At 47.6% G+C, this 25,803-nt stretch carries 22 protein-coding genes and 1 pseudogene; 9 read left to right on the top strand and 14 right to left on the bottom strand.

Features of this window, described 5'->3' with window-relative positions; translation table 11 throughout:
- Positions 1 to 44: 44 nt before the first annotated feature.
- From ACE1CM_RS46320 to ACE1CM_RS46310, 3 genes and pseudogenes are all read right to left on the bottom strand, one after another.
- Positions 45 to 518, bottom strand: coding sequence for a PAM68 family protein (locus ACE1CM_RS46320; protein ID WP_374886385.1), 474 nt, complete (start codon positions 516 to 518; stop codon positions 45 to 47).
- 15 nt (positions 519 to 533) lie between these two features.
- Positions 534 to 803, bottom strand: a complete 270-nt coding sequence (gene rpsO / locus ACE1CM_RS46315; RefSeq protein ID WP_374886384.1) for a 30S ribosomal protein S15 — start codon at positions 801 to 803, stop codon at positions 534 to 536.
- A gap of 179 nt (positions 804 to 982) precedes the next feature.
- Positions 983 to 1,790 (bottom strand): annotated as a pseudogene (locus ACE1CM_RS46310) (RNA-guided endonuclease InsQ/TnpB family protein); the annotation flags it as partial.
- An 891-nt stretch (positions 1,791 to 2,681) separates the two neighbouring features.
- Here ACE1CM_RS46310 and ACE1CM_RS46305 point away from each other — a divergent pair.
- Entirely contained in the window at positions 2,682 to 4,652 is a 1,971-nt protein-coding gene (locus ACE1CM_RS46305) for a bifunctional aldolase/short-chain dehydrogenase (RefSeq protein WP_374886383.1), read from the top strand.
- Positions 4,653 to 4,853: 201 nt separating this feature from the next.
- Here ACE1CM_RS46305 and ACE1CM_RS46300 read toward each other — a convergent pair whose 3' ends face one another.
- The gene (locus tag ACE1CM_RS46300; protein WP_374886382.1) at positions 4,854 to 5,117 is read right to left on the bottom strand and encodes a hypothetical protein; all 264 of its coding nucleotides are present in this window, start codon (positions 5,115 to 5,117) and stop codon (positions 4,854 to 4,856) included.
- 305 nt (positions 5,118 to 5,422) lie between these two features.
- Between ACE1CM_RS46300 and ACE1CM_RS46295 the strand changes: the two genes are divergently transcribed.
- The gene (locus ACE1CM_RS46295; RefSeq protein ID WP_374886381.1) at positions 5,423 to 6,478 is read left to right on the top strand and encodes an ADP-ribosylglycohydrolase family protein; all 1,056 of its coding nucleotides are present in this window, start codon (positions 5,423 to 5,425) and stop codon (positions 6,476 to 6,478) included.
- A 180-nt stretch (positions 6,479 to 6,658) separates the two neighbouring features.
- Here ACE1CM_RS46295 and ACE1CM_RS46290 read toward each other — a convergent pair whose 3' ends face one another.
- Entirely contained in the window at positions 6,659 to 7,360 is a 702-nt protein-coding gene (locus ACE1CM_RS46290) for a pentapeptide repeat-containing protein (protein ID WP_374886380.1), read from the bottom strand.
- 91 nt (positions 7,361 to 7,451) lie between these two features.
- Positions 7,452 to 8,321, bottom strand: coding sequence for a prephenate dehydratase (gene pheA / locus ACE1CM_RS46285; RefSeq protein ID WP_374886379.1), 870 nt, complete (start codon positions 8,319 to 8,321; stop codon positions 7,452 to 7,454).
- Positions 8,322 to 8,644: 323 nt separating this feature from the next.
- On the opposite strand from pheA, the gene ACE1CM_RS46280 reads away from it, so the two are divergent.
- Complete coding sequence (locus ACE1CM_RS46280; protein ID WP_374886378.1) at positions 8,645 to 9,232, top strand: DUF1997 domain-containing protein; 588 nt, start codon at positions 8,645 to 8,647, stop codon at positions 9,230 to 9,232.
- Positions 9,233 to 9,309: 77 nt separating this feature from the next.
- Here the strand turns inward: ACE1CM_RS46280 and ACE1CM_RS46275 are convergent, their stop codons facing one another.
- The gene (locus ACE1CM_RS46275) at positions 9,310 to 9,717 is read right to left on the bottom strand and encodes a GNAT family N-acetyltransferase (RefSeq protein ID WP_374886377.1); all 408 of its coding nucleotides are present in this window, start codon (positions 9,715 to 9,717) and stop codon (positions 9,310 to 9,312) included.
- A 268-nt stretch (positions 9,718 to 9,985) separates the two neighbouring features.
- Positions 9,986 to 10,756, bottom strand: a complete 771-nt coding sequence (locus ACE1CM_RS46270) for a hypothetical protein (RefSeq protein WP_374886376.1) — start codon at positions 10,754 to 10,756, stop codon at positions 9,986 to 9,988.
- A gap of 141 nt (positions 10,757 to 10,897) precedes the next feature.
- Between ACE1CM_RS46270 and ACE1CM_RS46265 the strand changes: the two genes are divergently transcribed.
- A complete protein-coding gene (locus tag ACE1CM_RS46265) occupies positions 10,898 to 11,068 on the top strand; it encodes a hypothetical protein (RefSeq protein ID WP_374886375.1) in 171 nt (56 codons plus the stop codon).
- A gap of 128 nt (positions 11,069 to 11,196) precedes the next feature.
- Here ACE1CM_RS46265 and ACE1CM_RS46260 read toward each other — a convergent pair whose 3' ends face one another.
- The 5 genes from ACE1CM_RS46260 to ACE1CM_RS46240 form a co-directional block, all read right to left on the bottom strand.
- Complete coding sequence (locus ACE1CM_RS46260) at positions 11,197 to 11,862, bottom strand: glutathione S-transferase family protein (protein WP_374886374.1); 666 nt, start codon at positions 11,860 to 11,862, stop codon at positions 11,197 to 11,199.
- A 37-nt stretch (positions 11,863 to 11,899) separates the two neighbouring features.
- On the bottom strand, positions 11,900 to 12,535 hold the full coding sequence (locus tag ACE1CM_RS46255; RefSeq protein ID WP_374886373.1) for a ribonuclease HII: 636 nt from the start codon (positions 12,533 to 12,535) through the stop codon (positions 11,900 to 11,902).
- Positions 12,536 to 12,565: 30 nt separating this feature from the next.
- Positions 12,566 to 14,776 carry a ribonuclease E/G gene (locus tag ACE1CM_RS46250; protein ID WP_374886372.1) on the bottom strand — a complete coding sequence of 737 codons (2,211 nt, stop codon included), beginning with the start codon at positions 14,774 to 14,776 and terminating at the stop codon, positions 12,566 to 12,568.
- A gap of 1,187 nt (positions 14,777 to 15,963) precedes the next feature.
- Entirely contained in the window at positions 15,964 to 18,585 is a 2,622-nt protein-coding gene (locus ACE1CM_RS46245; protein ID WP_374886371.1) for a TIGR03960 family B12-binding radical SAM protein, read from the bottom strand.
- Between the two features lie 669 nt (positions 18,586 to 19,254).
- Positions 19,255 to 19,605: an STAS domain-containing protein gene (locus ACE1CM_RS46240; protein WP_374886370.1), complete on the bottom strand. Its 351-nt coding sequence runs from the start codon at positions 19,603 to 19,605 to the stop codon at positions 19,255 to 19,257.
- A gap of 1,065 nt (positions 19,606 to 20,670) precedes the next feature.
- On the opposite strand from ACE1CM_RS46240, the gene ACE1CM_RS46235 reads away from it, so the two are divergent.
- On the top strand, positions 20,671 to 20,904 hold the full coding sequence (locus ACE1CM_RS46235; RefSeq protein ID WP_373872935.1) for a hypothetical protein: 234 nt from the start codon (positions 20,671 to 20,673) through the stop codon (positions 20,902 to 20,904).
- A gap of 573 nt (positions 20,905 to 21,477) precedes the next feature.
- On the opposite strand, the gene ACE1CM_RS46230 is transcribed toward ACE1CM_RS46235, so the two are convergent.
- Entirely contained in the window at positions 21,478 to 21,864 is a 387-nt protein-coding gene (locus tag ACE1CM_RS46230; protein ID WP_374886369.1) for a hypothetical protein, read from the bottom strand.
- 1,251 nt (positions 21,865 to 23,115) lie between these two features.
- Here ACE1CM_RS46230 and ACE1CM_RS46225 point away from each other — a divergent pair.
- From ACE1CM_RS46225 to ACE1CM_RS46210, 4 genes are all read left to right on the top strand, one after another.
- Positions 23,116 to 23,349, top strand: coding sequence for a transposase (locus ACE1CM_RS46225; RefSeq protein ID WP_374886368.1), 234 nt, complete (start codon positions 23,116 to 23,118; stop codon positions 23,347 to 23,349).
- 111 nt (positions 23,350 to 23,460) lie between these two features.
- Complete coding sequence (locus ACE1CM_RS46220) at positions 23,461 to 23,793, top strand: RNA-guided endonuclease InsQ/TnpB family protein (protein WP_374886367.1); 333 nt, start codon at positions 23,461 to 23,463, stop codon at positions 23,791 to 23,793.
- Between the two features lie 813 nt (positions 23,794 to 24,606).
- Complete coding sequence (clpS, locus tag ACE1CM_RS46215) at positions 24,607 to 24,888, top strand: ATP-dependent Clp protease adapter ClpS (RefSeq protein WP_226588404.1); 282 nt, start codon at positions 24,607 to 24,609, stop codon at positions 24,886 to 24,888.
- A gap of 79 nt (positions 24,889 to 24,967) precedes the next feature.
- The gene (locus tag ACE1CM_RS46210; RefSeq protein WP_374886366.1) at positions 24,968 to 25,747 is read left to right on the top strand and encodes a CPBP family intramembrane glutamic endopeptidase; all 780 of its coding nucleotides are present in this window, start codon (positions 24,968 to 24,970) and stop codon (positions 25,745 to 25,747) included.
- Positions 25,748 to 25,803: the final 56 nt, after the last annotated feature.

Raw genomic sequence — 25,803 nt, 5'->3', positions numbered from 1 at the left:
AGTCGTCAGTCGTCAGTGGCAACAACAACTGACAATTGACCCGTCTAGTTTTTTTGCCTGGAAGCGCGCCATGCTGCGGTCATGCGTCCGAAATTGGTAGTAAACTCTGGGAAACCCCACAGGCTCCCCGGTACTTCTTCATCCCAAGAAGCGGAAAGAACGCCATAGGTCAACCCCAAGACGCCTAAACCAAAAAAGCCCATACTCACTAGGACAACGGCACTATTGGGCAGATTAAACCAAGCATTGGTCAGGACAAAATAGCTCACCACAAACGTTAACATGCCCAAAGCCGTAGGAATACCGCAGAAGAAAGCCATCCGCCGTGCCATGCGCTGGCTGACGGCGGCTGGAATTGCCATTTCTGCTTTTGAAACTGGAGTTTTTTGGCGGTTCTTGTCAGCCGTTTCTACTGGTGCTGGAGTTTTTTTAGGGGGTTTTTGACGTTTCTTAGCAGGTTCAAAGGGGAGGCGATCCCTTTGGGAAGCCTCCCTCGCTGGTTCTTGTTCCGTAGACATGAACCGGATGCCTCCCTAACCACGAATGCCAAGACGACCAATTAAAGCTTGATAGCGCTCTTTGCTTTCTTGTTGCAAGTAGGACAGAAGACGTTTGCGCTGACCGATGAGCTTCAACAAGCCTCGGCGCGAGGAATGGTCTTTATCGTTAAGTTTGAGATGCTCGCTGAGTCGGTTGATGCGATCGGTTAGCATCGCGACTTGCACGTCAGTCGATCCGGTGTCGGTTTCGTGGACTTGGTATTCCGAGATCAGTTCTTGTTTGCGCTGATGCGACAAAGGCATGGATGGAAATTTTCAATCTATACGATACAGCAGTCTCTCATATTAACACAGCCGTACCGTCTCTTAGAAGCTCTGTGGTCTGGAGTTACTGACACAAGAGCCGAAAAGACGCGGCGACGTACCAGAGAATTACCTTGACGTTCTCCCCCAGATGAATCAGGGGGATTCTTAAAAGGATGTTACGAGGCGGTCAATAGACACGCCGAGTCACCTTTCTTCCTGTTTCTCGGATTCTTAACTAGACGGTTTCGGGTTCCTGCCAGACCATCTCCACAGGCATTTTCTTTGTTTTCCAGGATGCGTCCCACCCCAGAGGGTCCACGATTGCGGACAATTTGTACCGCAGGTACATCACGATGAACTGTGTAACCACACTCAGGGCAAGAATGAACCCTGTCTTTAAGGTTTTTCTTACCCGTATGGGCATCACATTGTGAGCTTGCCTTGCAACGTGTAATCCTTGTTGACTTTGGCAAAATACACGCCACGCTTCCAACACACCCATTGCAAGATGTTGAGGAACTGCCCAAAACCAGCATCTAAGGTATGTTTTCCCAGCGTCCCTTTTGCCCACGCCCGGAAGTCGATGTCCTCAACAAACATCATTCCAGCACCGTCACACAGTTTGTGAGCTAATTTAAAGTGCCAGTCTTTCCGGGTGTCGCTGATGTGCTGATGCAATCGTGCAATTTTCTGATTGAGTTTGTGGCGATTGAAAGACCCTTTCTTTTTGTGCTTCAATCTGCGTTGGAGCAATTGCAGCTTCCTATGCAGCACCTTGAAGAATCTCGGTCTATCTACCACGTCGCCATCAGATGTTGCGACAAACTTATCTAGTCCCAAGTCAATGCCAATCGGATGACCGTGAGGCATGACATCGGGGAAATAAACATCGCATTCCAAGGTCAGCATCACGAAATATCCAGATGCCTTGCGGACAATTCGAGCCTGCTTAATAACAAACCAGTCTGGAATTTCCCGTGAATTAACATATTCCATCCCTAGAAAATTGTGGATATACGAAGAATTACCGCCTTCGATATCGATTCTTAAATATGGGATTTTAACCGGATATAAAATAATAGCAAATATCCCATAAATTAAGACAAACATCAAGTATAATACCAACCAGGCAAACAGCCATAAAACAAGATAGTATTTGTGAAAAAAATTCACCCAAAATATGAAACAAGCATTCTCGATTGTCAAATAAGAAGCTCAGGGAAACGAAGAGAAACTTCAAGCCAGCCTTCAAAAGAACTTCGTTTCAAGATTTTAAATGATTTTCGCTCTCATGCTTGAGGCTGGAACGGGATTTATGTATTCAACTCAGGGTGATGAGATGCTGATTGCATTTTTGAGATAGCTCAAAGAGCTTTTTTTCGAGGTTTATCTTCCGAAAGTGATTGGACTGTGGACAGAGCGAATGCCTTATTACCGTTTTCTTCCCTAATCTTTCGACTTGTCGATATTGAGCTATTTTGAATTGACGATTTTTCCTAAAATAGATGATTTGAAACTGAGCATAAAATCAATATATAACTCAAGTTGCTAGTTATAAGCTTTGGCGGCAAATCAACCCGGTTTATCGGAAAAATCGTGGGTTTGACAGCGAGAAATTAACTCGGAAACCGGGTTGATGACGCTCGGTAATTGGTAATGGGATTCATTGGTGGTGGAATCGTGACAATTACCAATTACCCATTACCCATTACCAGCGTCGTTGGATGTAACTAGCAACTTACGTTATATAGCATTCGGCCCAACCCATTTAGAACGAAAATAGTAACATTCCCTAAACAATATTTCCCGTCGCGCCTCGAACTTGGTAACATTTGAAAGACGCTCGCAACTATCGGAAAACGGACAGAAAAACCTATGAAAAGCTTGTGGAACGATCGAGAAGCACAGCAATACTCCTCCGACCTAGCCTTGCGGGTGTACACCTCCCGCCTGTTGGGACGAGAACCCGCTCTAGTGTTGCATGGCGGCGGCAACACCTCGGTCAAAATCCGCGAGAAAAATATTGTCGGCGAAGAGGAAGATATCCTCTACGTTAAAGGAAGTGGTTGGGATTTGGCGACGATCGAAGCGGCTGGATTTGCCCCGGTTCGTATGCCTCACTTGCTGAAACTGGCACAACTAGAATCCCTCTCCGACCCCCAGATGGTCAACGAACTGAAAACCCAGATGACCCGCGCCAGCGCCCCATCGCCGTCGGTGGAAACTATCCTCCACGCCACGCTGCCTTACAAATATGTAGACCACACCCACGCCGATGCGGTTATTACCATCACCAATACGCCGAATGGATTCGATCGGATTCGGGAGATTTACGGCGATCGATTAGTCATTATCCCCTATGTCATGCCGGGATTTGACCTCGCCCGGTTGTGCGCCCAAAAGTTTGCCGCCGATGCCACAGACAAAACCGTCGGCATGGTGTTGATGAATCACGGGTTGTTCTCCTTTGGCGCAACTGCCCGCGAATCCTACGAACTAACGATCGAACTCGTCTCCCTTGCCGAAGACTACCTCCGCAAACATGGCGCTAGCAGTCCCCCCTCCGCCCAAGTCACGACTCCACCCGAGGATAAACCCAGGCGCCACAGCCTCGCCTCACTGCGCCACCAGCTTTCCCAAGCCGCCCGGTTTCCCGTGATTCTGGCAACTTACCGCAGCCCCAAAACCCTCGCCTACGCCCGCCGCGACGACATCGGCACGATTTCCCAACAAGGTCCCCTGACACCGGATCATGTCATCCGCACCAAACGCATTCCCATGTTGGGGCGAGATGTGGAGGCGTATACCGCCGCTTACAAAGACTATTTCCAAGCCCATGCCGCCGCTAATTTAACCATGCTAGACCCCGTACCTCGGGTGATTCTCGACCCGGATTTTGGCATGTGTACCGTCGGTCAAACAGCAAAACAGGCGCAGATTGTGGCGGATATTTACGATCGAACCATCGATGCGATCGAATCTGCCACCCTACTCGGCGGCTACCAAGCTTTATCCCCCAAAGACATCTTCGCCGTCGAATACTGGGATTTGGAACAAGCCAAACTGCGCCAAGGCGGCAAACCCCCAGCCTTTACTGGCGAAATTGCCCTCGTTACCGGGGCGGCATCGGGTATCGGCAAAGCCTGCGTCGATTCCCTCCTCAAACGCGGCGCAGCCGTCATCGGTTTAGATATCAATCCCCAAATCGAAGACTTGTATTCCCGTGCCGATTTTTGTGGCATCACCTGCAACGTCACCGACGAATCCGCCATTTTAGCCGCCCTAGAACGGGGGATTGAGAAATTTGGCGGTTTGGATTTGCTCATCCTCAACGCGGGAATCTTTCCCCCAGGTCGTTCCATTGCCCAACTCGGTAGCGACGAATGGCGCAAAGTCATGTCGATCAACCTCGATGCCAACCTCGTGTTGATGCGGGAATGCCACCCCTTCCTCAAACTTGCCCCCAAAGGCGGTCGCGTCGTCATTATCGGTTCCAAAAATGTCCCCGCACCCGGCCCCGGCGCAGCGGCCTATTCTGCATCTAAAGCGGCGTTGAACCAATTGGCGCGAGTCGCGGCGTTGGAATGGGGCAGCGATCGCATCCGGATTAATAGCCTCCATCCCAACGCGGTATTCGATACCGGACTGTGGACGGAAGAAGTCTTACAAGCCCGCGCCAAACATTACGGGTTAACCGTGGAAGAATACAAAACCAATAATGTCTTGAAAGTGGAAGTGACGAGTCATTCTGTAGCGGAATTGGCGGCAGAAATGTGCGGCGATTTATTTGCCAATACGACCGCAGCACAAGTTCCAGTTGATGGTGGAAACGAGCGGGTAATTTAGAAGTAATAAGTAATCAGTAATCAGCCTCGGAGGATGCGTTAAGTGAAACAACCCATCTTACGAGGCTTGCGATCGTTGTGTCACCATCATATAGAAAGACATTTAGTCTCGAATTTGAGCCATCATCGCTTTATCTCCCAATACGATCAAGACTCTAGCACGCGGGGCCAAAAACAAAGGTGATGCGTCAATCTCGCGACTCTACACCGACGATTTTTCGGAGCGCCCTTTGTTTTTTTGCGTAAGTCCTGACGATGAAACTTTTTCAATTTTGCCCGCTTCGTTCAATTCAAATACACTAATACCTTCGGCAACTCTCTCTTTCCCATTCTTGCCCAAACCGCGCATCGTCGATTTGACCCCAGAGCTATTCCCGCCAACGCGAACGAAATCTTGGGAGATTTCCAGTTTCGCAAACGCCATTGATAATAACCCAAAAAATTGCTGGTAATTCTCCAGGTTCAACCCATCTAAAGCAACTTGAGTTAATATAAAAAACTACTTCATGCGTGGTTTTATTTTAGAGCTGTCGTTCTCTTTCAACTCGAACAATTGTTTTAAAATTTTTAATTAATCTCGACCCGTCACCGTGTCACCCCCTCAGAGTCATTCCTAACTATCGGTGTTTAACCGGACATGATATCAACCAGAAGCGCCAAGGCTAATTTGGAAAGAAAGTGACGCGCGCATCGTAAGTCATTGCATGGGAGATTAGTTCATGAAGTTCTGGGACGCAGAGGAAGAATAGAGAGAAAATTTTTGAGGTTTAAATGATATCTCCAACTTGTGAGTCAATTATTGGCTGTTTGCTTGGAACGGCTGTGGGTGATGCTTTTGGATTGCCTTATGAAGGGTTAAGTAAGCGTCGGCAAGTTCGTCTTTATCCGCATTTGAATCAATATGAATTTTTGTTTGTTAGAGGGATGATTTATGATGATACGGAACACACTTGTATGGTTGAGCAATCGCTGATTGTTTCGGCAGGAAATGTCGATATATTTAAGCAAGATTTGGCGATTCGATTGCGCTTTTGGTTACTCGGTTTACCGGCTGGAATTGGATATGGGACGTTAAAATCGATTTTGAAGTTGTGGTTGGGATATCGCTCTGGTGTCTTCTCTGCTGGAAATGGTGCAGCGATGCGAAGTGCTATCATCGGTGTTTGTTATGGTGATGACCTGCGAAAGTTACGCCAATTAGTCAGAGCATCTACGCGACTAACCCACACCGATCCAAAAGCAGAATATGGGGCTTTTGCTGTAGCGTTTGCGTCTTACTTATCGAGTCGCAAATCACAGGTTTATCCTCAAAATTACTATTGCCAACTCGCAAATATACTGGGCGCAGAAGCTGCTGAATTTTTAGAACTAATCGAAAAAGCTTGCTATAGCGCAGATGCAGGGGAAAGCACCGCATATTTTGCCAGTCAGTTGGGGATGAATAATCGCGTCAGCGGCTATGTTTATCATACGGTTCCTGTTGTTATTCAAACTTGGTTAAGGCATCAACAAGATTACCCTACAGCCATTCGAGAAATCATTCGTTGTGGGGGCGATACAGATACTACAGCAGCAATTTTGGGCGGTATTATTGGGGCATCTGTGGGTAAAGAAGGTATTCCAACTGCGTGGCTTCAGGGTTTGTGGGAATGGCCTAGAACTAAAGTGTGGATAGAATTGCTTGGGAAAAGATTGGCTAATGTTTGTAAACAGGGTGCTGCTCAGCGTGCTTTATCGCTGCCGATGCCGGTAATTTTGTTACGAAATCTGTTATTTTTGATTGTAGTTATAGTTCATGGATTTCGCAGATTTTTGCCTCCGTATTAATTAAAAACTGCGATCGCTGGTGAATATTTTGAGCGTTTTGGTGTCAGATCGTGTCCGGTAGTATAGGTGGTGTATGGATGGCTAATTGCTAATTGCTAATTTTCAATTGCCTCCAGAGCAGCCATTAGCGATTAGCTATTAGCAGTTTGCAAATTTTTAAATTCTTCAAATTGATGTTAGTCAGGGATACCTGACCCACGACTGTACCGCCCGATTTAGAATGGCTGTCTCTAGATTTGCTCCTGCCAATTTAGCTTCACACAATATGGCCTCAGTCAGGTCAGCTTTATCCAGGTTCACCTCGGTTAGATTAGCTCTCTCTAGGTTAGCCCTGCGTAAAATTGCCCCGCTTAAGTTAGCCGCTTTAAGATTTACCCCAAAGAGTTTTGCTTCAGTTAGATTGGCTCCTCTTAAGTCAGCCTTTTCCAAGTTAGCGTCAGTCAGATTGGCTTCCCATAAGTTAGCCTGACTGAGGTCTGCTGCGTAAAAGTTTGCACCAATCGATGTTGTATTCGCCAAATTTGCTTGTTGTAAGTTGGCTCTATTTAAGTTTACTCCAGTTAACTTGGCCTCACTTAGGTTGGCCTTGCTCAGGTTTACCAACGATAGGTCTGCCAAAACTAGACATGCAAGCCGCAAATTTGCGCCAATTAGATTTGACTCTCTCAGGTTTGCAAGAGCTAGGTTTACCTCTTTCAGCGATGCGTATCCCAGTTTAGATCGGATCAAGGTTGCGTTTTTTAGGTTTGCTTCTTTTAAGTCTGCACAAAAGAGGTTTATATCACTTAAGTCCAGCCCTTCTAGTTTTGCTTCTCTCAGGGTTTGTTCGTGAAAATCGCGTCTTCCAGCAGCATATTGCTCCAGCACTTCTTCTGCGCCCATATAGGCTGCCTCTTTATTTTTAGGTTAACTTTCAAAATAACCCAACTTTGGTTAGTTTGAAAGTTTTGGTGAAGAATTATTAAGAAGAAACCTAAATTGGCAAAATGCTGTAACTGCCAAAGATTTTCAGCGTTTCGGTGTAAGCTGCCAGTTCGGCGATCGCAGCTTGAATAAATGGCTCGTTAGCATCCGCTTCGATATCGATAAAGAAAAGATACTCGCCGAGCGATCGCTTGGTCGGGCGAGATTCAATGCGGCTTAAGTTAATATTTCGATTGGCAAATACTAAAAGCGGTTTGGCAAGCGCTCCTGGCATATTAGCAGGCACGCTAAAAGCTAGGGAAGTATGACTATGACTTGCCTGATTTTCGCCAAAATTGAAAGCTTCTGAAACAGATTTTAAGCTCAGTACCCAAAACCGCGTACAATTGTCCGGATTATCGTTAATTGCACTAGCCAGAATCGGCACGTTGTAAAGTTGGGCAGCGCGTTGAGATGAAATCGCACCTGCTGTTTTTTCTTGTTCGAGATTCTCTATTGCGTCTGTCGTCGAATTGGTAGGAACCACTTGCACCCAAGGAAGAAACTGAGAAAGCCACCCCTGACACTGCGCCAATGCTTGTGGATGAGAATATACCGTGCGAATATCTGTCAATTTTTCGGCGCATGACAGCAGCGCGTGTACTATTGGCAACACCAAGGCGTGTCGAATTTGCAGTCCGTCCAACTGCCACAGCGTATCCAGCGTCATCGTGACGCTGCCTTCAAGGGAATTTTCCACCGGCACAACTGCCAGGTGCGCTTGTCCCTCTGCTGCTGCGCGGATTGATTGGGCAATACTGGGATACGGACGCAAACAACATTCTTGTCCGGTTTTCTGGTGCAGCCATTTGGTATAAGCTAGTGCAGCTGCTTCTGCATTAGTGCCTTTCGGCCCCAAGTGTGCAACGATCGTGCCCATAAAGTCCAGCCTTCAGTTGTATCTTAGGTTTCCTTAACTCTTGCTCTGCCCCAGGGCATAGGCTTGTCGAGTTATGTTAAGCCTAACTATATTGCCTTTTTCTGATTGCCTGAGACAGAGGCCCCCCTGGTATATGAATTTTTATGATGGGACAGGCGTGCAAGCGCTGAAAATTTGGCTCAAACAAGCCAATGTTGGCAAAATTTAGCCCAAAATCTTTACATTTCTATAGGTTATAAAAAACTACGTTTAAATTTTTAATAAATTGTAAAGTAAAATTAATATAACAAAGCTACGTAATTATCCTGAAAATTTATTAACCAATGCATACTCGATTTATTGCCAGCCAATCCGTTCAACTTGCCGTACCGGAGCAACCCATACCGATTCAGCACTATTTGCGCCAGCCGCAACGACTCGTAGGCGCTCTGGTAGACTCGAGTCGGATCGAGCAACTCGGCGAGGAGATGTTTCGCTTGAAAATGCGTCCGTTAAGCTTCTTAACATTGACGATTCAACCGACGGTAGATATGAGAGTCTGGTCTGAACCAGGCGGAACGGTGCGTTTAAAGTCAACCGGCTGCGAGATCCGGGGTATTGAGTACATCAACCAACGCTTTGCGCTGCACCTGGTAGGTCAGCTATATCCGATACAAATCGACAATATCACCCATCTTAAAGGAAGAGCGGATTTAGAAGTGCAAGTCGAGTTGCCGCCCCCTCTTTGGCTGACACCCGCCCCCATTTTGGAAGCCACGGGTAACGGACTGCTCAAGAGCGTGCTGCTGACAATTAAACAACGATTGATGTATCAGTTGCTGTCGGATTATCGGCGGTGGGCGACCGTTGATCGGGAGAACGCACCTTCTATCCAGCCGCCGGGGTTATCTGCCGATCATCCTATTATTTGACGAAGGTACGAACCTATCCGAAAAATCTGCTCTATCGTTTTCGGATAGGCTGCCAATTTGCAGCATCTTTGGCAATTTTAAATATTAAAAGAGTTGGACATATTTAGAGACATCATCTTAATGTCTGTCCGTTCAGACCAACCCAATTTTTGCCAAAACTTCTGTGCTTCTGAATTCTTTTCCAGTACAAAAAGGTGGCACTTTTCAATTCCAATTAACCTTAACTGCGCGAGACATCGCGATACAAGTGCAGTTGCAATGCCCTGTCTGCGATACGCTTTTGCAACAGCCAAGTGATGCAGATAACCGCGACGCCCGTCATGCCCGCACAAAACTGCACCTACGATGTGTCCATTCTTTCTGGCAGCGAAACTTAGACCTGGATTGCGAAGCAGATACTGCTCCATATTTTCCTTTTTGTCAGCATCGCCCAACCGCACGCCTTCGGTACTTTCCCAAAGCGAAATAACATCATCGTAGTCCACGGGCAGGGGAGCAGGGGAGCAGGGGAGCGAAAGGGAGACACGGGGACGCTCTGACGCGGAGAAGGAATGTTTTTTAAACTTATGGTGGGTGTCTGCCCCGCCCCCTGTGCAGTTGTCTTTGTTTTAAATTTTGTTACGTCAATCATATTGCAAGTTGATGCGCTATAATCCTCTTTGGACTTCAAAAATACCGTACGCATAACTACATACTTTGCAAAAAAAATAATGAAGGGCAATTGCTTTTTTGGGATGGCGATATATTCGCCAGCTACGTAGTAAGTTTCTTTTTTGTTGGTTGATCGGCTTCAGGTTCAGGCTCGCTATAAGCCTGTTGCGGGTGTTGTTTGTAGTAGGTTTCAGCAATCTTTTTGCTGTCCAATCCGTTGTATCGAATCAAATAGTTGATGGCGTTTTCTGATGAAGTAAATCCGCCTTTCATTGATTGCAGGGTTGCGCTGAAGATTTCGTTTTTGCCTTGGACAATTCGTCCCAGGAACTTTTGATTGATTTCAAATCCGGTGCGGTGGTTATACTTTTCTGTATAGCACCAAACTTCGTATTCTAGGCTCATCCAATCATCAGTTCGTCGTAACCATGTTCCCGTTGGGCAGTCGTTTTCATCAATGAGAACTTCTTTCTTTTGAATGTTGGCGCACAGGTCGGCATACATTGCTTGGTGCTTGCAGTTTTTGCCTGTATGGCGTCGCCGCATTTGCCAATCGGGGCATGAGCAAGCATCCCAAGACACTGTGTATTTATTGCCGTTTTCGAGGTTGAAGCAAATTGCGTATCCTGCTTTTTCTTCCCACTTGTACTTCTCTTTGGTGGGTCCGGCTTGCTCTGTCTTGGTGGCTGCGATCGCTTGCTCAATCTTTCCTTCAAGGCGAGTAATTTCGAGCGCAATCTTGCGGATCAGGTTGCGGCAATTGAGCTTGATGAATACCGCAAATTTTTTGGTCAGTGCGGCTAATTTTTTAGTGAGTGATGCGAGTGCCATAATAGAAATAGGTTTTTTGTTGTGGGCGGTGGCTTTCGCCACTGCTCTTTTATTTTAGCGCGTCAACGCGCTGATAGGCATTTTATTGATATATTTTTACAATTTTATAGTGCGATGACGCGCTATACTAGGGGGGAAGAGTACAAAACACTGAGTATGCCACGTCCTGGCGGTAATCCCGGATTGAAGAAATTTCAATTCAAATCTCTTTATGCTGAGCCAGCTACCGAGCTTTTCTCTATTAGAGTTCCCCCAAGCCTTAATAAAAAGCTCAAAGCTTTGGGGAAAGACAAGGCGATTTTGGTTCGCAAGGCTCTTGAGGATTTGGTAGCTGATTTGCCAGAGTCTCTATAAAAAAAGCGATCGCACTCATCGTGCGATCGCTTGTAACTAATTAACTATTGTTTTACATCCAAAGCAGTCAGTTCTCTAATGTCTATCATGGTAAATTTGGCGCTCGCTGCGGAATTTAACTGCATCCTTCAAACAGCCTTTTGCTGCCCCATTCGAGCAGCGAAGATAGGCTTGAACGCTTCGATTGCCTCTGGTGTAGGTAAGGTAGCTTGCCACGCCGGACGCGATATTAAGCGATCGCACCAAGCACTCAGTTTTGGATATTCACCCAAGGACACGCCCGCTTGAGGCAACCAGGGTATGATACTGCCAGCAACAGCCTCGGCTAGAGTTATGTTTTCACTACCAAAGTAAGGGCGATCGTCTAATAAATTCTCAAACAACTTCAGCACAGTAGCAATTTTCTGTTTTGCTGGCTCTATTTTTTCTGAATCTCCTGCTGGTAAGCCTAAAAACAGGGGCAAAAGAGGAGTCATAGCAGGCAACAACTCATTCACAGATACCAGTTGCACCATCCGCACCACCGCTAGATCCTTTGCCTCTTTCGGCAACATACTAGGCGTGGGGTACTTGGCCTCTAAATAGTCTAAAATTGCCAAAGATTCGACAATATTAAAGCCATCATCTACCAAAACTGGTATGTGGTGAAAAGGGCTAATCGCCAAAAAATCTGGTTTAAGCTGTTCCCCATCCAACTTGATCTCTACCAGTTCAAACTCAAGCCCTTTTTCCAGCAGTGTAATCCAGACGCGGCAAGAGTTAGGAGATATCGGTGCGTGATAAAGCGTCAGCATGAGAAAACCTCTCGCATTAGAATTATCCTGACAATCTTCAGACACGGCAAGGACTGAAAGACCGCCGATGCAGGCGCGAAGGGCCGTGTTTTTGCAGTGCTTGTAAATGTCTGGCTGTACCGTAACCTTTATTAGCAGCTAAATCATACTCTGGATATTTAAGAGCAAAGCGCATTATTAGGTCGTCGCGCCACACTTTGGCGATAATGCTAGCAGCAGCGATCGCAGGCGAAATCTCATCTCCTTTGATCAGCGTTTGTTGCTCAATTGGCAAATTAGGAATAGGCCATTTCCCATCCACCAAACACAAATCTGGCTGCACCTTCAGCTTCATCACAGCGCGTTTCATCGCCAACAATGACCCATGAAAGATATTCAGCCGGTCGATTTCTTCAACCCTTGCAAAGCCAATTTTATAGTCAATCGCCACAGCTTGAATCTGCTCTGCAAAACGTTTCCGCCCCACAGAAGTTAGTTTTTTACTATCTTTAAGACCGGCGACGACGAGTTCCGTAACTGCCCTATCGGGTAAAATCACTGCTGCTGCTACTACCGGGCCAAATAAACACCCCCGCCCCACTTCATCGACCCCTGCAATTAAGCTCGAAGAGGAGGTGAGGGGGTGGGGGGATGAGAGGGTGATGGGGTGAGTTTCAAGCGTGCGATCGCTCATTTTTATTTCCTCATTCCCCCGCAGAGCATTTTACCGCTCGCCATCAACGTCCACTGCCGAAGAGCGACGGCGGCGACGGCGTCGGATTAAACTATCCCCACTATCAGATTCGGATGGGGCGGCGTCAGTATCAACCCGCGACCCAGTCTCTTGAGCTGAATCAGATAATGGTGCATTTGTCAAGGGTTCGCTCTGAAAATCTGGCTCCCCATCAAAATCGGAAGGTTCAAAGCCATAGGAAGAAGCCCTGGAAATTTCTGAAGTGTCTTCTTCATTCCTCAACCTTGGGGCTACATCATTTTGAGCATCGTTACCTTGTCCCGGCAACCTGACGTTAACAATAGCAGATTTGGGATTTTTCACCTGACGATTCAAGCGCACCAGCGGCGAAATCCCCATTAGCGCATAAACTTCCTGTTCTTCCGGAGTCATTTCTACCGTAATCACCTCCGGAGGTGCTGTTTCTGGCTTGACAGGGCGCTGCCTTTCTGATATTTCGGGACGACCTACCTTTAGCGGCGGGGGTGAAAACGACGGTGCGGGGGAGGGGAGTTCCGTATCGCTCTCCCATTCAGAATCAACCCCCGTATCAGCCGCTGGTTGGTTAGAAAACATCCCGCCGCGTCCGGTCGATTCTTCCTCCATTTCGCCAAATCCAATCCGGCGACGACGGCGACGGCGAGAATTGCCGCGTTCCTGATAGTTGGGATGATAGCTCAGGTCCAGGTCATCCAGGTCGGCACCAGGAGCGAAGTCGAGATCCGAAGTCGTTTCTTGCCCAAACGTTTCGGTTTTGCTGTAAGGGGCAGTTACGGGCATTGAACGCTGCTCGATCGGACGATACTCCCGTGGGGATGGAGAACGGTCGGCAATTTCGCCGCTGCGCCCTTCTGTAGGGCGCCAAGTTTCACCATTTCCTTTGGATGGCGCTGCTGGATCGCGTTCCTTCGTTGTTTCTCTGAAACTAGTTAGAGAAGGAGAGTAAGTGTTCAACTTTTGTTCGCCTTCACCCGGCAACTCTACTAAATGACCCAATCCGCCACAAGTGGGACAAGGGCGACCGAATAATTCGTAAATATTTTGGCCTTGACGCTTGCGCGTGAGTTCGACCAGTCCCAGTTCGGATAGTTGGGCAATTTGAGGTCTGGCTTTATCTGATTTGAGGGCTTTATTAAAGTGTTCTAGCACCTGTAGCTGGTCGCGGCGGGAATCCATATCGATAAAATCGACAATAATCACGCCAGCGAGATTCCGCAGGCGCAGCTGACGGGCAATTTCAGTAGCGGCTTCGCAGTTTGTCCACAGGACGGTTTCTCGCGCCGTCGCCGAACGGGTAAAGGAACCGGAGTTTACATCGACGACGGTCAGCGCTTCTGTCGGCTCGATAATGATATACCCACCAGAAGGTAGATCGACTCGCGGTTTAAGGGCTTCGCGAATTGCGGCGTTGACGCGGAAGTATTCTAAAACGGGGATGCGATCGCGGTGATGGTCAATCAAAACCCCTTGGGGTGTCCTTCCCCCACTCCAGCTGAGTAATTGTTGCTTGACTCGCTTCACACCTGTGTGGGAATCGACCACAATCCGATTCACATCACCGCTGTACATATCCCGCAAAACGCGCTGAATAAAATCATCGTCGCGGTTAAGCAGTGCCGGTGCCCGTACCGACTGCGCCTCTAGCTGAATCGCCTCCCACTGTTTTTGCAGCGTCTCCAAATCTTCGATAATTGCTTCTTCATCCCGACCTTCCGCCTCAGTACGAACCAGCAAACCCATCCCCGCTGGTTTGATTAAAATTGCTAAAGCGCGCAATCGGTTGCGCTCGTTTTCATTCTTGATGCGTCTGGATAGATTTACCCCCCGTCCAAACGGCATCAGCACCAAATATCTTCCCGGTAAAGTAATGTTGCCCGTGAGCCTCGGTCCCTTGCTACCCGTCGGCTCTTTCATCACCTGCACTAATACTTTTTGCTGGGGTGTCAGCAGTTCCGTAATTGCCCCCGCCGTGCGTTTCAGTCGCAGCGGCCCCAAGTCGGATACGTGTATAAATCCGTTCCGTTCCGCATCTCCAATATTGACAAAGGCGGCATCGATACCAGGAAGTACGTTCTCCACCATTCCCAGATAAATGTCACCCACTTGGTGAGTCCCCGTGGCGACAACGAGTTCTTGTATTTGATCTTCGGAAAATACAGCAGCAATGCGATGTTGTTCGGCGATAATAATTTGCTTTGGCATTCAAATTCCTCTAAATTTCGCTGCGATTGAAGCGGCACAAACAACGTGAAACGATTTCAAATTTAAGATTTCAGATTTCCAATTGAGCGAGCAAATTCTTCAATTTTAACTCTGAAACTTTTTAATTTGATGTGCCTTTTACTGTGGCTGAAATGGCCTAATTTTCTCAATTGAGAATCAACTATTTACTAATCCAGTTCTGACTCTATTGGGTCAAATAACAACTGAGTCAGCAGTCAGTCGTTGTCAGGGCGGATTTACCAAACATGCCTGTAATAGTACAAACAATTCTGAACAACCCGCTTGTACGGGATTCAGGAGGTAAATGTTATGGATAAGCTGTTTAGCGCCCTTTGATGGAGGTTAGGCACTGAATTTTCGGTTTTGACTAATAGCAAGTTTCGCGCTTGTTCTATAAGACTTATCCCAAGTTGCTCATCGCTACTCGGTGCTTACTTCCTGCTTCTACCAAGGACTTCGGAGTCTTCTTGTCCACAGGCGTTAATTCGGACTGAACCCATCCTACTCAAAACTTACTCAAACTTGTCCATCAGATTCAGCTTGGTTATTGCTCATTTTGTTGGACAATTTTGCATAATTATAGCCATAAATTTGGCTACTTATTCCAGCTTCTCTGTCTGGCACTTGCGAACCCTTATGCGGTCGAGCAACGAACCCAGGCATTCCTGTTTCAAGGGCAGAAAATTGTTTTGACCCTTCGTTGATGCACTGCGCGCAAGTTGGCGCCAACGCAACCGATAATCTGTTTACACAGACATCGCATTCAAAACATTGGGTAACACAATTGGCTCTGCGTCCTTTCCGTAGAACAACCCTGAAAACTTCAACCAGCCGCAACCGCTGCCATTGAGAAGTATTTTATCACTCCACACCTTTTCAGGCATAGAATTGTTGGTTCTACGAACCCAACGCGCGCCCTTGAAGTTCCCCGCTCCGGTCAGACGAACAATTACCGATCTTCTGAGATAATCCCCATGCGGGAAAAAGCGATCCGGGAAAAACTTCGCCTCAAGCGCTTAATTCCTTGTGTTCGCGGTGTTTTAACATTGCCAAAAGTTGTTTTTCGAGTTACCCACTCGCGAGTATTCTGGCTGTAAAGCCAGAGGGTTACTCATTACTGCCTTACTCTGAATCGGATCTTATCATACAAAACCCAGGTTTACCATTCATACTGCCTCAAGCAGAAGCTGACGGCGGTGGATATGGAGTAACTGAAACTCTTGCTCCGCAACTTGTTGGAGCATGAATATAACGTGGTCCGGGCGCAGCTGAGAGCCATCGTTACGGCAGTTACCGACATAGCGGAGCATCACCGACTCATCGGAGCTGAGGTTTTCTTCTACCAGATCTAACTCAAACAAGCGATCGCGCAGATTCACCTGCTGAACTTGTCCGGACTTGGTAGTTTGCTCAGTCCAAATCGCATCTCTAGCTTTAATCGCCTCTATCCAATTTTTCCACGCCTGGGTGGTAGCAGCGGTAGCAGATGCCACCGTAATCAAATATTCTGCCTGCTCTAACAACCGAGTTGCAGCCATAGCCTTGAGGTCAATTTCCTCCACCCGGTAGACGGGAATATTTTCCGGCAGTTGGGCGACTAAGCTTTCTTGGAACGCTGCCACATCCATCAGCTGCGTCAACTCAAAGTCTACAATTTCTCCAACGCTAGTGGCTCCCAGGGGCAGCGCATTCGCGATCGAAATGCGAGGAGAAGGATGGAACCCACCCGTATAGGAAACGGGTATGGACGCCCGTCGCACCACGCGGTCAAACAACCGAACCATATCCAGATGGCTTACAAGCGCCATATCGCCCCGCTTGCCAAACCAAACTCGCAGGCGCATTGCCCGGTGTTGATTCGGTGCAAAGTGCCCCTCAAATTGAGGCATGGGCGGTGGTTCGATGACAATATTATGACCAAAATCGGTGCCGCAGACGCCGCAGTGGGAACAACCATCAAACGAGCAATCTGGAACCGTAGCCGCATCCAACGCACGTTGCAGGTCGGCTTTTAACCAGTTTTTATCGATACCCGTATCCAGGTGATCCCAAGGCAATTGTTTGTCGAGGGCTGATGATAGGTTTGACCCTGCACCATGCTCCATGACCCATTCGCCGTTTTCTACCAGGCGATATTTCCAGGTTAAACCAGATTCAGCGATCGCATCAGTCCAAGCTGCAAAAGCTTTATCTAAACTTTCAAACCAAGAGTCCATCCCGGCACCCAGTTCCCAAGCGCGACGCAGCACAGGCGCTAACCGTCGGTCGCCCCGTCCCACAAAATCTTCCATCGCCGATATCCGCACATCGGTGAAATTAGCTTTCGCGCCTTTGATGCGGCGGAATTCCCGGCGCAGCAATTCCTGCTTGCGATCAAACTCTGCGCTAGCTACCGAATGCCACTGGAAGGGCGTGTGGGGTTTGGGCGTAAAGTTGGAAATTGTAATGTTAAAGTTCAGCAGCTTTCTGCCTTTTCCCCTACATTGCTGCTGCAACCAGCGGACAGTTTCCGCAATGCCCAGCACATCGGCGTCGGTTTCACCCGGCAAGCCGATCATAAAGTAGAGCTTAACCTTATCCCAACCCTGCTCAAACGCCGTCTTAACGCCGCGCAGCAGTTCTTCGTTAGTCAGCCCTTTATTAATAATATCCCGCATTCGCTGGGTTCCGGCTTCTGGAGCAAAAGTCAGACCGCTTTGGCGCGTCCCGCCGATAATATTGGCAATATTTTCGTCAAATCGGTCTACTCGCTGGCTGGGTAGGGATAGAGAAATATTCTCGTTTTTCAGGCGATTTTTAATTTCCATCCCGACTGCCGGTAGCGCCAGATAGTCGGAACAACTCAAGGAAAGCAACGAAAACTCGTTATATCCAGTTTGCCGCATTCCCTGCTCGAGCGATTCTATGACTTGTTCCGGTTCCACATCCCGCGCCGGACGGGTTAACATCCCCGGTTGACAAAAGCGACAACCGCGAGTACAACCGCGCCGAATTTCAACCACGAGGCGGTCATGTACCGTCTGGACGTAGGGAACCAAACCAATCGAGTAAGCAGGCATTGGCGTCGCCACTCGCCGCAGAATTCGCTCTGGAACATCCGGGCGGTTGGGATGCACCGAGCCATCTGCTGCCATATCGTAGAATTGGGGTACGTAAACCCCTGGTACTAGCGCCAAATCGAGCAATAGTTCTTCTCTGCTCAATCCCGCTGCCTTACCCTCTTCCAGGACCAAGCCAATTTCTGGTAATAACTCTTCCCCATCACCCAGAGCGATAAAGTCAAAAAAGTCCGCATAGGGTTCCGGGTTGGATGTTGCCGTTTGACCCCCGGCGAAAATTAAAGGCCAACTGCCTTGCTCAACATTCCAGGAATTATCGGACGCCCGTTCTTTCCACGTGAGGGGAATTCCGGCTAAGTCTAACATTTCCAAGATGTTAGTTGCGCCCAGTTCGTAACTGAGGCTAAAGCCCAAAATATCAAAATCTGTCAGGGGACGCCGCGACTCGACCGCGAATAGGGGCGTTTGGGTTGCGCGCAGTTTCGCTGCTAAGTCTGGCGCGGGTAAGTAGGCGCGATCGCACAACTGTCGCGGCTGGGTATTCAAAATGTTGTATAGAATAATATGCCCTAAGTTACATGCGCCAACTTCATAAACTTCTGGGTAAGTCAATACCCAGCGCACAACAGCGGCATCCCAAGCTTTGCGAACCGCGCCCAACTCGTTGCCCAAATAACGAGCTGGGCGGAGGATATCTGGTGTGAGTAATGCTTCTACTGCGACTGCCACAGTTACTTCTCTTCTCGTTTAATTCCAGCGACAGGGCCATCGATCAAAATTTAAACCTCTGCCATCCCGCGAAAAATTTCTCATAGCTAATTTTCCCTGGCTTTCGCGGCAAAAGGGGAATCTGGGGCATGAGGTAGTACGTTGTGCCAAACAAAACTTACTCAAATCAAGTATTTCGCTTAACTCGACGTTTGCTTCCTGCTTCAACCAAGGGATTCGGCTTCTTCTTGTCCGCAGGCGTAAATTCCGCGCTTGCCGCACGTACAAGGGTTTTTTGAGGCATTTTCCAGATTTATCGCAGCATTTAGATCGCGAGCGATGGAAAAGCCACACTTACCACATTTGTAAACACAGCCTTACAACGGGATCCTGGGTCGTCAACTTTCCTCCAGCCGGTCGGTAAGTTTTAAAGTCTTTTACTGACTCAAGTAATTTTAGCACAGTTGCTGTGAGCGGGAAAAAACGTGGTTAATGTTGTCATGCCAAGACCCTGCTACAGCCCAATAACAGGCCAAATAGCAGGCAAGGCGATGGTATATTTCGGGGAAATTCTGGAACGGTCGAGAGGGTTTTATGGGGTTTGGCTGGTGCCATCGCTTAAGTATCCGCAGGACAGCGCCCCAAGGCGTGCAGGAGAATCACGAGTCGCAGTCGTTGTTTAAGCAGACGTTAGCGCCTTGCCCAGGAGTTGAGTGCGGCTTCAAAAGCAGCGCGACTGGCAAAAATCTCAAACACCCGATCCAGCTGAGTTAGCTCAAAAATGATCCGGATTGACGGTAAAAGCGAACAAAGGCTAAATTGATAGTTTTTCTGTTGAGCGTGACTGAGAGCAGAAACCAAGACCATCAGACCAGCACTATCTAGAGACTCCACCTGTTCCATGTCTACCAATACAACAGTAGGCCACTCCGAAGCGATCGCTGCTGTTAGCTGTCTGCCAAATTCAGGCGCGTTGGCGGCATTGAGATGGCCTTGGGGCTGAATAACTGTCAGTTGGGAAGTAGCAATCGTCGCTTGCATGATTCAATTACCGTGTGAATAGACAAACAATGGCATCAGATGCCTTTGACCTTAAACGCTGGTTTGCAGTATTGACCACTCGCTTTGAGGGTTTTCACGGAATCTTCATCTTTCCACCCCATTTGTTTAAAGTTTTGAGCAAGCTTGGTTCGCTAAAAAGTATTTCCTTATACAACTGATTGACTGACAGGGAACCTAAAACGACAACAGTATAACTGCTGCTTTCGGAAAATACCAAGTTACCGAACCTTTTTTTCAGATAATTTATATCCAAAGTAATGATTTTAGACACTATAGCAATCCCGAGCGATTTATGAACAAGTCCGACCGTTGCTTCAATACCTCAAGAGTCCCCCTTCTCTTGCCCAGACAGCAAAAATTTCAGGGATCAAGATAGAAGGGGTAGGGCGCGGATGCAAGGACGGCACGCTCTGGGTTCGGAGTCTACCTTAGCGATTTCCAAAGCGCAAGAGCTTCGGGTCCATTAGCTAGCTACTGGAGTAGCGCTATTAGCCAATTAGCCGCCCCGTAGGGCGAAGCCAGACTGGAAAAGTATGGGCGCTTGAGAATCGCGCATATAGCGCAGCTTCCTCAAGCTATGCAGTCGTTAATCCTACAGTTAGAAAGAATTACTTCATATCTGCAACAGCTGCCCAAGGGGTAATTTCAACGTATAAACGGTCATGTCCGGAAACTTGGAAAATTTTTAGGGTTTTGGGTCGCCTTCAGCAGCAACGCGAACCGGGATATTAACAACAATCGAAACCTCCGAAAAAATACGGTTGTTAAATACTTAAAAACCTGATTTTTGTGGAATAGCTTTTAAGTATTTCTCTGACTAGAAGTGAGCTTCGACCATTTGCTTCAAACTCTTTCCCTTCTTTGGCTAGCAACGAAAAACCGTAGAAAAGCAGATGCTGGCAGGCTCAAACTCTGTAAATATCAATTGGCTCTGGATTTTTGCATCAGAACTGAATAATTTGCCAAAACTCCAAGGTTGAAGCCGCGTGTGAGTAAGATCACTCAAAGCAAAAGTTCCAGATCACCCCGACAGATAAATAGTAGGTGGAAAATTTTGATATTAAAAGAGTTACCCTGCCAACCGTGGAAACTAAAAACGCGATTCGTCAACTGGTAGAAAAAGCTATTTCGATTCGGCGACTGACTCCGGATATCGAGAATGAAATCAACTATGAACTGACGCGCCTGGGTTACATTTCTGATGTTGATTACGAGGCGCTGGAATTATTAATGGCTGAGATGGATGCTGGTCGGATTGCGTTAGTGGCAAGCTACTGATAATCGGGCTAGGGAAAAAATGCTGGGAAACTTTACTTGTGTGCTAAGAACGAATCCCTCTCAAGATCGGGGTTGAAGAGATTCGTCCCTATAATTAAAATTGCTAGCCGCAAGTAGGTCATTCGGCTGACTAGGCGGTTAAATACTCGATGGCTGCGCTACTTGAGCAGGAGCCGTCTTAGATTGCTACAAACCAATCTACAGCTGAATAAATGTGGGAGAAAGCTAGCCCCGCCAAGAAGATTGCTTCGCCCAATTTCGACACAAGCGAATTTATTCGCAGTTGCCGTATTGACAATAAAACTAGCTTCACGGTAGTTTCTAACCAATAAAGGTTTTCTCCAAGGGTAGAGCCGGTTGAAAGTACTAGCGCCATCCACAAGCGCTTAACCAGGACAAGCTTTGATGGGGATACATCAGTATCCAGGATCCGGGCCGCTGCATCGGTCGGGATCAAAGCAGTGTCAGTAATCTGCGAGATGAGTAAGCGAGTCTGAGGGCCCGTGAACTGGTTTCCCGGCAGAGCAAATTGACCGAAAGCTAGAAAGGTATAGTGGGTTAGTTACGCCGATTTTATGAAAATTTGGCTGGGTGGGCTTGCCAAACTTGGCGGACAAAATGGCTGAGTTGTCGGTGTGCTGAGTGGCATCCCTCAGATTGAGCTTTTGACGCCTGTAGCTGAGCCAACAGCGGTATTACTTCAGTATCGAGGGCAGTGCGGAACAAGCTCAAAGGCCAAAGCAAATCTGCACCTTGTCGCAAGTCATACAAAGTAGGCGGCTGTGGAACTGGCTCGACACCCAATGGGGCAGTTGCCAGCATTAAGGGGCGTGCCCAACACAACTGACGGGATTCAACGATTTGAATCACTTCTGCGTACAGGCAGGTTCCCTCATGGTCCAGACACACAATTTGGCTAGGCTGAAAGTTATAAGCAAAACCCATCGCTGCTTGCTTCACCTAAAGATTTAGGGAGTGCTTCTGCGCCGCAATAAATTGACGGCGCAGAAGCACGACACGAACGATTTTAATCCCTGTCAGACAAAGAAAGAATGCACTCTCGAATAACGTCTGACTTAGACCTCTTGTGTTTTTTGCCATAACGCTCAAGTTTTTCATACTCTGATTCCTTGACTCGAATGTGTAACTGTTCCCTTGACATTTAGTGTACCAAATCGGTACAATATTTGAGATGCTGAAATGATCGAAAGGCACCCTCGGTAACCACGCAGAAAAGGTCTCGCAGTAAGCAAGTATCGACGAGTGATACGCAAACCGTGGTAATGGGGCTGTCCGGGGGAACTCGGTTGTAGAAACAAGACTGGATATCCACGGGGATATCCTGAATGTAAGCCAGCCTCGAGGTTCAAGGGCTAGTATGCTTGAGGAAGAACTTCTTTGACATCGCTAGTTTCTTAGGGCTACTGAAAACCAACGATTCTGGGTACGGGGCAAAAGCCTCCGTGCTTCAACCGGGGGTGAGCTTACCTAAAACAGAGCGGGAGCATGAACACAAGCGTGATTCATCCGGTGGATGAAATGCGACAAGGGCTTATTTATTCGCAGTCAACATCGAGAATATTAAATTTTGTCTTTAGGGAGTCATGCTAACAATAAACAGTTGTACAATTAAACCAGGTCGCTCAAACAGAACGCCATGATTACATACTCATTCAAAGCTAAAAGAAAAGTTGCTCGGTACCGAAAAATAAAAGATGAAGCTATCCGTAAATGCCAATTAATCCGAAAAAAGCAATCAGGTTTTGGATGGATAATCGTGGCGTTAAGTTGTTTGAATTGAGCAAATTAAGTGCGGTTATAACCAAAGAGTTTGAATTGGCAAGCAGGCTCAACTATCAGGCAAGACTTGCAGCTACCGAGAGGGCATCCTTCTCGATTCAACGTTTTTAATCAAACTGCAAATCAGGGAAAACGGGTAAAAAAGGATACCCAAAATTCCAAAAGAGAAACCGTTCCGTTGAAGACAAACAGACGGGATGGAAGCTATCAAAAGAACGCAGATATATCAACTTCATCGACAAAAACGATATTGGTAGATTAAAGCTCATTGGTAATTACGACCTACAATACTACCAAATCGCTCAAATTAAGCGCGTCAGAATTATTCGGCGCAGCGATGGATATTACGTTCAATTCGTCATAGACGCAGATCGCAATATCGATATCCAACCGACGGGTAGAACGATTGGATTGGATGTTGGATTGTCAGCCTTTTATACCGATTCGCAAGGTAATAAGCTAGAAAATCCCCGTCACCTGCGTAAATCGGAAAAAGCTTTAAAGCGATTGCAGCGCCGTGTTTCTAAGAAGAAAAAGGGGTCTCGCAATCGGAAGCGCGCGATTAATCGGTTAGGAAGCAAGCATTTAAAAGTTTCCCGCCAGCGTCAAGAGCAATGCCCGTTAAAACGGCTTTGTGCGTCATAAAATATCAAGATTTTGTGGCGTTGGAGAAACTGCAAGTTCGCAATATGGTGAAAAACCACCATCCCCCCGCCTGAGGCACCCCCCTGATTAAGGGGGGTTGGGGGGGATGCGATGCTGCAAGGGTCGCAATTCACCCAGTGGTTGGAGTATTTAGGCAAGGTTTACGGTCGGGTTGTGGTGGGAGTACCACCGCAATATACGAGCCAAAACTGCTCTAATTGCGGTGAAGTTGTGAAAAAGTCGCTGTCTGTACGCACTCACGTTTGTCAATGTGGATGTACGTTAGACCGCGACCATAATGCGGCGATAAATATTTTGGCTCGCGCGTTGAAACAGACTGGCTATCAGTTAACAAGTACCGTGGGGCACAGGTCAACTAACGCTTCGGGAGAGAAGATCCTAATCTCGGACTTGGCAACAAGTTTGAGCAAGATCGCTCGATGAGCGAAGAATCCGCCGTCTTTTAAGCGGCAAAGTGTCAAAAGAAAAAAGCGTATCTTGGTGCTGTCTCCTGATTTTATTGAGCCACTCCCCAAGGGTAATCGGGATTGAGGCTATAATTTGGCTAAAGCTTGTTGCCCTCACCTGTAGATAGCATTTGCGGTTGATACTTGGGGGCAGGTGCGAAGCGCTGATGCGCCGCTTGTCAACGCTCGCAGCACCCTCTCCCAGTGCTATGGTCAGCCCACTCCCCTGAGTTGGGCTGACAAATTGCCAGCTAGGTGGTTAGGCCAGCAGTTGGATGGTATAAATTAAATATTAAGTACTTTAAAGCTAAGAGCAAAATCGCGCCGTTTGCTGCTAACAACGGATGAAACAGCCGTAAGGCTGGCAGCAGGCTCAGATTAACAACTGTATTTAAAGTATCCATCATACAATATACAGCGAATAGCTGCTATTATTCTATCAGGTGGCAATAGCCGAAAATGCTGGTCACCGAACAGTACCTTGACAACTGAAGATAGGGGGTTCCACAAGGAAGTGTGTCGTATATCGATACTGCCACTTGTGGGTAAAATCTTCATGGAACGATTGATGAATGGTTTTTAACTATTCAAGTCGGGCAGGACGCGAACCTGACTATAAACGGCTGTAGTGGGAAAGAACACGAGTACCACTCAGGAAGTTCCAAGATCTTATGTCTTGGAAGCCAAAACCTACCCGAAGGGAGGTGTAGGAGCGTCACGAGAGTTTAAATCCTCTCCATAGCAGTAATGAGTTACCCAGTTGTATTGAATTGACGGGGAGGATAGAGCCGTGTCTGTCGAGACCCTTGAAAAGCGTTCAACGTCTCGTAAACTTGCACCTCGCTACCGCGTTTTACTCCATAACGATGATTTCAACCCAATGGAGTATGTGGTAAAGGTATTATTGACAACCGTGCCCAATCTCACCCAACCCCAAGCCGTCAGTATTATGATGGAAGCCCATACGAACGGGATTGCTTTGGTGATTACCTGCGCTCAGGAACACGCGGAGTTTTACTGCGAAACTTTGAAAAATCACGGCTTGACCAGTACGATTGAACCCGAAGAATAGCACCGAAGGCCAGAATTTTTTGCGACTGAACCATTACCGTTTAGCTAGCTGCCCTGCCCCGATCAGGCTGGGTGTCTTTTTGTTGACCCTGCTTTTGCTCTGGGTGCCAGCAGCAGCGCCAATTTATTGGTTAGGGCGCGACCAAAACTTGGTTACTATCCTGACGATGGGGCTGTTATTCGGAGAATTTCTCCTCTTGCTGCGATTTTGGGGTGAGAAAGTATACCGGCAACCCCATCTGCTCAACAGCTACGGTTTGGTAAGAACGCGGCAGAATGGCTTAGAATTGCTTGTTGGACTGAGTATTGGGCTGTTATTTGTACTGAGTCTATTTGGCCTAGAAGGGATACTGGGGTGGCTGGTGTGGCAGCAGCCAGACGATCGCTTTCCCAGGGTAATTTTAGAAGGGTTGGGGAGCGCTCTGTTAATTGGATTGGCAGAGGAGGTGGTATTCCGGGGATGGCTACTAGATGAGTTACAGCGTGATTACCTTCCGCGCGTAGTGGTTTGGGCAGATGCGGTTATTTTTGCGCTGCTGCATTTTATTCGTCCCCTGCAAGCGATGCTTCGCACTTTGCCCACATTTCCAGCCTTGGTGCTATTTGGGTTAACGATGGTTTGGGGGAAGCAGGGTAGTCAAGGGCGTCTTGGGCTGCCAATTGGCCTGCACGCGGGGCTAGTTTGGGGTTATTACATGATCAATGTAGGGCAGTTGGTGCAATATTCTGGCAAGGTTCCGGACTGGATTACGGGCGTTGAGGGAAATCCTCTGCTTGGGGTGATGGGGTTGCTGTTTTTGGGTGTGTTGGCGTTTTGGATGAAGCAACGAATCCGCAAATACAAGAACACAAGCAAATAAGGGATGGGAGTAGAACGCTGGTGCTAACTATGAGGTCAAGTTGGTTGGATTAATTG

The organism is Microseira sp. BLCC-F43 (assembly GCF_041929235.1).
Lineage (GTDB): Bacteria > Cyanobacteriota > Cyanobacteriia > Cyanobacteriales > Aerosakkonemataceae > Microseira.
This window is presented reverse-complemented; position numbering and strand designations above follow the sequence as displayed.

Coding starts and splice junctions, on each gene's coding strand:
- ACE1CM_RS46305 (WP_374886383.1), top strand. CDS start 2,682: ATGAAAAGCTTGTGGAACGATCGAGAAGCACAGCAATACTCCTCCGAC.
- pheA (WP_374886379.1), bottom strand. CDS start 8,321: ATGGGCACGATCGTTGCACACTTGGGGCCGAAAGGCACTAATGCAGAA.
- ACE1CM_RS46240 (WP_374886370.1), bottom strand. CDS start 19,605: ATGCAAGCGACGATTGCTACTTCCCAACTGACAGTTATTCAGCCCCAA.
- rpsO (WP_374886384.1), bottom strand. CDS start 803: ATGCCTTTGTCGCATCAGCGCAAACAAGAACTGATCTCGGAATACCAA.
- ACE1CM_RS46220 (WP_374886367.1), top strand. CDS start 23,461: ATGCTGCAAGGGTCGCAATTCACCCAGTGGTTGGAGTATTTAGGCAAG.
- ACE1CM_RS46250 (WP_374886372.1), bottom strand. CDS start 14,776: ATGCCAAAGCAAATTATTATCGCCGAACAACATCGCATTGCTGCTGTA.
- ACE1CM_RS46260 (WP_374886374.1), bottom strand. CDS start 11,862: ATGCTGACGCTTTATCACGCACCGATATCTCCTAACTCTTGCCGCGTC.
- ACE1CM_RS46255 (WP_374886373.1), bottom strand. CDS start 12,535: ATGAGCGATCGCACGCTTGAAACTCACCCCATCACCCTCTCATCCCCC.
- ACE1CM_RS46320 (WP_374886385.1), bottom strand. CDS start 518: ATGTCTACGGAACAAGAACCAGCGAGGGAGGCTTCCCAAAGGGATCGC.
- ACE1CM_RS46295 (WP_374886381.1), top strand. CDS start 5,423: ATGATATCTCCAACTTGTGAGTCAATTATTGGCTGTTTGCTTGGAACG.
- ACE1CM_RS46280 (WP_374886378.1), top strand. CDS start 8,645: ATGCATACTCGATTTATTGCCAGCCAATCCGTTCAACTTGCCGTACCG.
- ACE1CM_RS46290 (WP_374886380.1), bottom strand. CDS start 7,360: ATGGGCGCAGAAGAAGTGCTGGAGCAATATGCTGCTGGAAGACGCGAT.